The following is a 6824-nucleotide window of genomic DNA, read 5'->3' as shown; positions in this document are numbered from 1 at the left end:
CCAATGGTTTTATCTGAGCCATAAGCCCATCGACTTTCTTTTCAATTGCAAGCATCTCTGCCTTTATTTCAACTTCGTTTTCTGGATGCTTTGCGAGTTGTTTTTCTAAAGACTCGTACTTTCCTTGTTCTTTCTTGGCAATTTCAAGAAGTTCCATGTCGTTTTGAATTTCGATACACAACGCATCTATTTTGTTAGTCAGATTTTCAAGTCCTTCCAATTCTTTGTCTAAATCTAAAGTTTCAGTTTTATCAAAATTTTCTGACATTTTTAATCCTTATTTCTTTACGCAAGATACAATCTTGTACGAATAAGTGTTTGTAGGTAAATGATTTGACATGAATTTGTTTTTTGCTTCCATGATTGAGTTTGCCTCAACGCTTGTTCCTGCTGTTGAGACGATTTTACCGTTCTGGACTTTTTGAAAAGTGATTTGGAATCGAGCCATTTTTGAAATTCTCCTTATAATCGCAAGATAAGAATTTATTTACGATTATACTAGTATTATAAACCTAAAAATTACATTATGCAAGCAAGAAAAATTATCGGTTACTGTTTTAATCGTATAATGTTTAAAATGGGATTCAGAGAAAATTTGCGGAACGAACTTGATTTTCAGGATTTGCAGACGAAGGAACTTGCGCAAAAAACAGGAATAAATAAACGCACTCTCGATGGATATCTTGCCAAAAACGGAAACGAACCAACTGTTGGAAATGCCGTAAAAATCGCTCAGGTACTTGGCGTTAGTGTAGAATATTTAACAACAGGCAAAGATTCTGAATTCTCAGGCGAGAATCTTTCCCAAGAAATGATTCTTTTTCATAAATACAGGAGTTTTGTAAATAAAATAGAAAAACTTCCACAAGACGCAAAAAATTGCATGGATTTTTTAGTTGAGAAATTAGGCGGCTAATTACTTTCCGTAAAACTCTCCGCCACCAAAATCTTTCCAAGTCTTATACATATCGACATAGTTCGCTTTGATGAATTTTTCTATTGTAGTGATTTGAGAATCTGTCAAATCCCCGCGTTTTTGCAAGACTGCCGTTCCACCTGCCTTTACAAAAAACTTCGCAGAATCAGCTTCGGTTAGTTTTTTGTCGCTTGCATGAACATGCATTGCCTCGACGATACATTTTGCAGTGAAGTATAAATAATGGTCGGCGATTTTATCTCTGAAATATTTAGGCATTATGTTCCTCTAAAAATTGAAGGTTCCTTTTAGCAAGCTCAATAACAATACCTTGTTCTATTTCATCCATATTTGTTTCGATGATTTCAAAATCATGGCTTATTACAATCGCACAGTCTGGATGCTCAAGATTTAAAATACTGATGAATCCGTCTTCCCTTATTGAGAAAGCATATCCATTTACTATAATTTTTGCGTTATCAGCGATTTTTTCCAATTCTTTTTCAGACATATTCGATTTTTACCTCTTTTATCGGTGCCAGGAATTTTTCTTTATCCATATACAGACCTTCAAGCACTGGAATTAAGTCAATGTATTCTTCAATTTCCTCTTTGTTGTGCTTGTATTTTGCCATGACTTCAATATAACCAGCATCCCAAAGATTGATTTTCGTGTACCGCTCCAAATTATTGCAAGTTCGGAAGGTGAGTTTTTTGTCACCGAATGAGAAAGTTGTGTATTTATCAAAACTGCTTAAGATTGCGGTATGATTCATAAGATAAATATAGCACAACAGTGGCGAAAAAGCAAAAACCTCGCCGCAAGTAAAGTTACTCACAGCGAGGTTTAATTTATCAGTTTCCTAAATAAAATCCAATCTTGCTGTATTCTGACCATTTATCATACATACTCTGATAATTGTCCTTAATAAAAGCCTGAATCTTATTCACTTCGCGGTCATTAAGGCGACCTTTTTCTTGCAAAATAGAATCTCCATTTCCTTTTACGAAAAATTTTGCGGCACCCTTTTCTGTAAGACTTGAATCACTGGCATGAACATGCATCGCTTCGATGATACATTTTGAAGTGAAATACAAATAATATCCCGCTACTTTGAAAGAAAAATATTTCGGCATCTAAGCCTCCATATATTTTGCATTTATGGCAAGATGTTTCTTTGCGATAGAAAGTTCAATGTCATCCATATTAGTTTCGATTAAAGTTCCGTCGTCAGAAATAACAGCGACACCTTCACAGTTGTTCAAGTCAAAAATCTTGATCCCCTGCTCGTTTTTTTTATAGGCAAAACCACAGACAATCATATCTGCTTCGTCCGAAATTTTTTTTACGTCAAGCATAAGAAACCTCCACTTTTTTTATCGGCTTTAAATAGTTCTCAGGCTCAATACACAAATCTTCAAGCACAGGAATCAAGTCAATGTATTCTTCTTCGGGTTCTTTTAAATGAGAATATTTTGCCATAACGACAAGATAACCGTTATCCCATTTTACAACAGACTCGTATCGTTCAAGAGAATAAGGAGCAATGAATTTCAGCCGCGAGTCCCTGAATGAGAAAATTGTATAACAACCTTCGTTACTAAGTTTCGCACAATCTGAATTCATTGGTATCTTCATAAAATAAATATAGCACAACAGTGGCGAAAAAGCAAAAACCTCGCCGCAAGTAAAATTACTCACAGCGAGGTCACTTTTATGCTCAGACCTCGTGTCTTCGCAAAAAGTGGACGAGTTTTTTTCAAAAACTCGCCTTTCTTTTCGCCACATCCTTGTGGCACATTTCTTTCCTGATAGGGGGAAGTCTCCCCCTACATAATTTTCAACTTTCCACTTTCAGTTTTCAGTTTAAGCAAAATACCTCACACCAGCCCTAAAGAGGTTCTGACAGCTGCTTGCTTCCTTGTTGCAGGCGATGTTCTTGATCAAATCCTCTGTGTAGCCGCCGATGCCCACCGTGCGCTCTGAGTGACCCATCTTGCCGAGAACGAGGCCGTCCGGGCTTGTGAGACCTTCGATTGCGAATGCCGAGCCGTTCGGGTTCTCGGGTTCAAGCATTGTCGGCTGGCCGTTTTCGTCGCAGTACTGGCTGTAGACCTGTCCGTTTGCGAAGAGCTCCTGCGCCAGCTTTTCTGAGATGAAAATCTTTCCCTCACCGTGGCTTACCGGGATGTAGTGTGGGCGAGTGTCCAAAACTGATTCGTCCAAAGCCCAAGGAGAAGCGGCGCTTACCATGCGAGTCCATACAACACGGCTAATGTGGCGGTGGATATCGTTGAATGTAAGTGTCGGCGTCTCTGCGGTGGCTTCAGTGATTTTTCCGTATGGAACGAGGCCTGTTTTAATCAAAGCCTGGAAGCCGTTACAGATACCGAGAATCAGATTTTTCTTTTCAAGGTGAGAAGTGATTGCGTCTGAGATTCGTTTTTCGCGGATTACGTTTGCAATGAACTTTCCGCTTCCGTCCGGCTCGTCACCGGCACTAAATCCACCTGCGAATGCTACAATCTGTGCTTTTTCAATCTCGGCCTTGAAGGACGCGAGAGATTCTTCCAGGTCTTTTGGAGTGCGGTTCTTGAAGACGAGGATGTGTGAGTCAGCGCCCGCGAGGTTGAAGGCTCGTGCCATGTCGTACTCACAGTTTGTGCCAGGGAATACAGGAACGATTACGCGTGGTTTTGCCTTGCTTGAATCGATTACTGTGAATGTATCTTTCTTGGCCCGTGCTTCGCCCAAAGATGCGTGCTCTGCTTTTGCCCAATCCGGGAGATTTTCTTCTTTTTTAACAGAAGAAACTGGCGGGAATACTTTTGTAAGTTTAGATTCCCATGCTTCGTAAAGGTCAGAAAGCTTGATTTCTGCTTTTGGAAGCGGAGCAACGCCCTTCATCTCGAATGAGATAATCGGATCTTTCTGTGTGTTTCCGATTCGGATTACAGTTGTGTTCACGAATCCGCCGTTTTCAAACTTGTCATCGTCTGTCTCAACGATGATTGAGCCGTATTGAGGAGTGAAAAGGTCGGCGATTGTATCATTTGCGTTGCGATGGAAGCCGATGATTGTCGCAGATGTCGGAATCTGGGTCAGCTGAACGCCGATTTTGTTTCCGAATGCCATCTTTGTGACAGCTTCGGCAATTCCGCCCGCTCCTACAGGATACATAGCGTTGATTTTACCGGCCTTGTTGAGTTCGTAAAGGGCATCGGAATTCTTTTTGAAAGCCTCCCAGTCAGGGGCAAGTTCTTTTGAATATGGAACCTGAACGAGATAAATGTAGCTTCCGCTCTTTTTGAATGAGCCAGACTGAACATTTTTAGCCTCGTCGTGAGCAACGGCGAATGAAACCAGAGTGTGAGGAACATTCAAATGCTCGAAAGTTCCGCTCATTGAATCTTTTCCGCCGATTGAAGCACAGCCCATTTCACGCTGGGCATCAACTGAACCCAAAAGTGCCGCCGCAGGGTAGCCCCAAGTGTGAGCGTCAACCGCGCGACCGAAGAATTCCTGATAGCTCATGCGGCTTGTTGTTGCCTTGCCGCCGATACAGGTGATTTTTGCCAGAGAAGAAAGGATTGCTGTCTGAGCTCCGTGCCATGGAGACCATTGGGCAACGCGTGGGTCGTAACCGTAAGACATCAGGCTGACCGTTGAAGTCTCGCGGGGTGAGATGACTGGAATTTTCGCCGACATAGCACATTCCGGCGTTCCCTGATATTTTCCGCCGAAGGGGAAGAGAACCGTGCTTGCGCCGATTGAGCCGTCAAATCGCTCCTGCAAGCCGCGCTGAGAACAGCAAGCCAAATCCCTGATATTTTCGATGAACGCTTGTCGCATTTGCTCTGCCGTCGGTTGCTCGCCGCCACTTTCGCCAGTCGCGCTCGCCGCCTTTCCCAAGACTTTCGCCACGCTTTCAAGCGGTTTTACGAGCGGAGAAGAGTGCTGTTCGGTCGGAGATTCGATTGAAGCCTTTGCCGTGTGAACTGCGCCCGCTGAATCCAGGAATGAGCGGTCAATGTCAACGATTGTCTTTCCCCGCCATTTCATTGTGAGCTTGTTTTTGTCGGTTACGGTCGCAACAACGACAGCATTCAAGTTCTCGTCATTACAGTATTTGATGAATTTATCTACATCGCCTTTGCGGACAACTACAGCCATTCGTTCCTGTGATTCAGAAATTGCAAGCTCTGTTCCGTTCAAGCCTTCGTATTTCTTTGGAACGGCGTCAAGATTGATGTCCAGTCCCGGGGCAAGCTCGCCCACAGCTACAGAAACACCGCCGGCACCAAAGTCATTTGAGCGGCGAATCATGTGGCTTACTTCAGGATTTCGGAAAAGACGCTGAATTTTTCGTTCCTCAACGGCATTTCCCTTCTGAACTTCGGCAGCCGCTGTAGTAACTGATTTTTCTGTGTGAACTTTTGATGAGCCTGTAGCTCCACCGATACCGTCTCGTCCTGTTCCACCGCCAAGAAGGATGATGATGTCACCTTCTTCTGGAGTCTCGCGCATAACGGTTTTGTATGGAGAAGCTGCAATTACAGCACCCAATTCCATTCGTTTTGCCACGAAGCCCGGATGATAGACTTCTGTTACCTGACCTGTGGTCAAGCCAATCTGGTTTCCGTAAGAAGAGAATCCCTGAGCTGCCTCACGGCAAATCTTCATCTGAGGGAGTTTACCGTGCAAAGTCTCGCTCAAAGGAACTGTTGGATCGGCAGCACCAGTTACGCGCATTGACTGATAAACCCAGCTTCGTCCTGAAAGAGGGTCGCGGATTGCGCCGCCGATACATGTTGCCGCACCGCCGAAAGGCTCGATTTCTGTAGGATGATTGTGTGTTTCGTTTTTAAACTGCAAGAGCCACTGTTCGGTCTCTTCTTTGCCCTCCGGGAGAGGATTTCCCTTTTCGTCAGTAGTGTAGTGAACATCGATGAAAATAGAGCAGGCATTGTTTTCCTCGCTTACTTCCATGTCATCAAGCATACCGTGCTTGCGGAGATATTTTCCACCGATTGTAGCCATATCCATGAGGGTGAGAGGCTTGTCCTTTCGTTTCGCATAGATGTCAGTGTGCATGGCCTCGTAATTTTTGAGGGATTCCTTGAAAAGTTTGGCGTAAGGGCCTTTTTCGATTTTGATGTCTTTAAGAACAGTGTTGAAAGTGGTGTGACGGCAGTGGTCGCTCCAATAAGTGTCAAGAACGCGGATTTCAGTTTCGGTGGGGTCTCGCTTGATTGACTTGAAGTAATCCTGCAGGAACTTTATGTCGGCCAAATCCATGGCCAAGCCCATCTTCTCGCGGTAAGCGTCAAGCTCTTTTTTATTGTAAGAAATGAATCCTTCGACTGTTGGAATGTCGGCTGGAACTTCGGTTTTCATTTCGAGAGTCTCAGGGATTTCAGCCTTTGCAAGGCGGGAATCGACAGGATTGATAAGATATTTCTGGATTCGTGCCACTTCATCGGCAGAAACGCTGCCAGAAAGAATGACCATTTTGGCACATCGGACGCGGGGAGGCTCAGTGCCGACGGTGGCCGTATTTTTCATAGACTCGCGAAGAAGTGAAAGACACTGCTCGGCGCTGTCCGCACGCTGGTCGTACTGGCCCGGCAAATATTCCCAAATGATTACAGTGTCGCTAGGGTCGGTTTCAAGCGATGTGTAGACGACAGAATCGCTCTGAGGCTCAGAGAAGATTCGCAAAGCCGCCATTTTTGAGACATCTTCAGAAGTGTTCTCGATGTCATAGCGGTTGAAATAACGCACTCCCTTCACAGAAGAAATGCCCAAAAATCCATTGATTTCACCCAAAATGCTGGCCGCTTCACTCTGGAAGCCCGGCTTGCGCTCTACATAAATACGAAACATTCTATTATTGTAGTGATTTGC

10 protein-coding genes are annotated in these 6824 nt (G+C 43.9%); 1 reads left to right on the top strand and 9 read right to left on the bottom strand.

Going from position 1 to position 6824, the window contains the following annotated elements; all coding sequences use genetic code 11:
* Nucleotides 1-268: hypothetical protein (locus tag B2089_RS05265; RefSeq protein ID WP_296686254.1), on the bottom strand; the 268-nt coding region annotated here is incomplete at its 3' end.
* Between the two features lie 9 nt (nucleotides 269-277).
* A complete protein-coding gene (locus B2089_RS05260; protein WP_296686252.1) occupies nucleotides 278-448 on the bottom strand; it encodes a hypothetical protein in 171 nt (56 codons plus the stop codon).
* Between the two features lie 129 nt (nucleotides 449-577).
* Between B2089_RS05260 and B2089_RS05255 the strand changes: the two genes are divergently transcribed.
* On the top strand, nucleotides 578-916 hold the full coding sequence (locus tag B2089_RS05255) for a helix-turn-helix domain-containing protein (RefSeq protein WP_296324944.1): 339 nt from the start codon (nucleotides 578-580) through the stop codon (nucleotides 914-916).
* On the opposite strand, the gene B2089_RS05250 is transcribed toward B2089_RS05255, so the two are convergent.
* The 7 genes from B2089_RS05250 to B2089_RS05220 form a co-directional block, all read right to left on the bottom strand.
* Nucleotides 917-1195: a DUF4160 domain-containing protein gene (locus B2089_RS05250; protein ID WP_296324947.1), complete on the bottom strand. Its 279-nt coding sequence runs from the start codon at nucleotides 1193-1195 to the stop codon at nucleotides 917-919.
* The gene (locus B2089_RS05245) at nucleotides 1188-1427 is read right to left on the bottom strand and encodes a DUF7723 family protein (protein WP_296324950.1); all 240 of its coding nucleotides are present in this window, start codon (nucleotides 1425-1427) and stop codon (nucleotides 1188-1190) included. The genes B2089_RS05250 and B2089_RS05245 overlap by 8 nt, the downstream gene beginning before the upstream one ends.
* Nucleotides 1420-1692 carry a DUF7724 family protein gene (locus B2089_RS05240; RefSeq protein ID WP_296324952.1) on the bottom strand — a complete coding sequence of 91 codons (273 nt, stop codon included), beginning with the start codon at nucleotides 1690-1692 and terminating at the stop codon, nucleotides 1420-1422. The genes B2089_RS05245 and B2089_RS05240 overlap by 8 nt, the downstream gene beginning before the upstream one ends.
* Before the next feature lie 79 nt (nucleotides 1693-1771).
* Complete coding sequence (locus B2089_RS05235) at nucleotides 1772-2053, bottom strand: DUF4160 domain-containing protein (RefSeq protein ID WP_296324955.1); 282 nt, start codon at nucleotides 2051-2053, stop codon at nucleotides 1772-1774.
* Nucleotides 2054-2275: a DUF7723 family protein gene (locus B2089_RS05230; RefSeq protein WP_296324958.1), complete on the bottom strand. Its 222-nt coding sequence runs from the start codon at nucleotides 2273-2275 to the stop codon at nucleotides 2054-2056.
* On the bottom strand, nucleotides 2268-2555 hold the full coding sequence (locus B2089_RS05225; RefSeq protein WP_296324961.1) for a DUF7724 family protein: 288 nt from the start codon (nucleotides 2553-2555) through the stop codon (nucleotides 2268-2270). The genes B2089_RS05230 and B2089_RS05225 overlap by 8 nt, the downstream gene beginning before the upstream one ends.
* Before the next feature lie 228 nt (nucleotides 2556-2783).
* Nucleotides 2784-6803, bottom strand: coding sequence for a phosphoribosylformylglycinamidine synthase (locus B2089_RS05220; RefSeq protein WP_296686247.1), 4020 nt, complete (start codon nucleotides 6801-6803; stop codon nucleotides 2784-2786).
* Nucleotides 6804-6824: the final 21 nt, after the last annotated feature.

The organism is Treponema sp. UBA3813 (genome assembly GCA_002368605.1).
Classification (GTDB): domain Bacteria; phylum Spirochaetota; class Spirochaetia; order Treponematales; family Treponemataceae; genus Treponema_D.
Note: the sequence above shows the minus strand (reverse complement) of the source record. Positions and strands in the feature narration are given on the sequence as shown.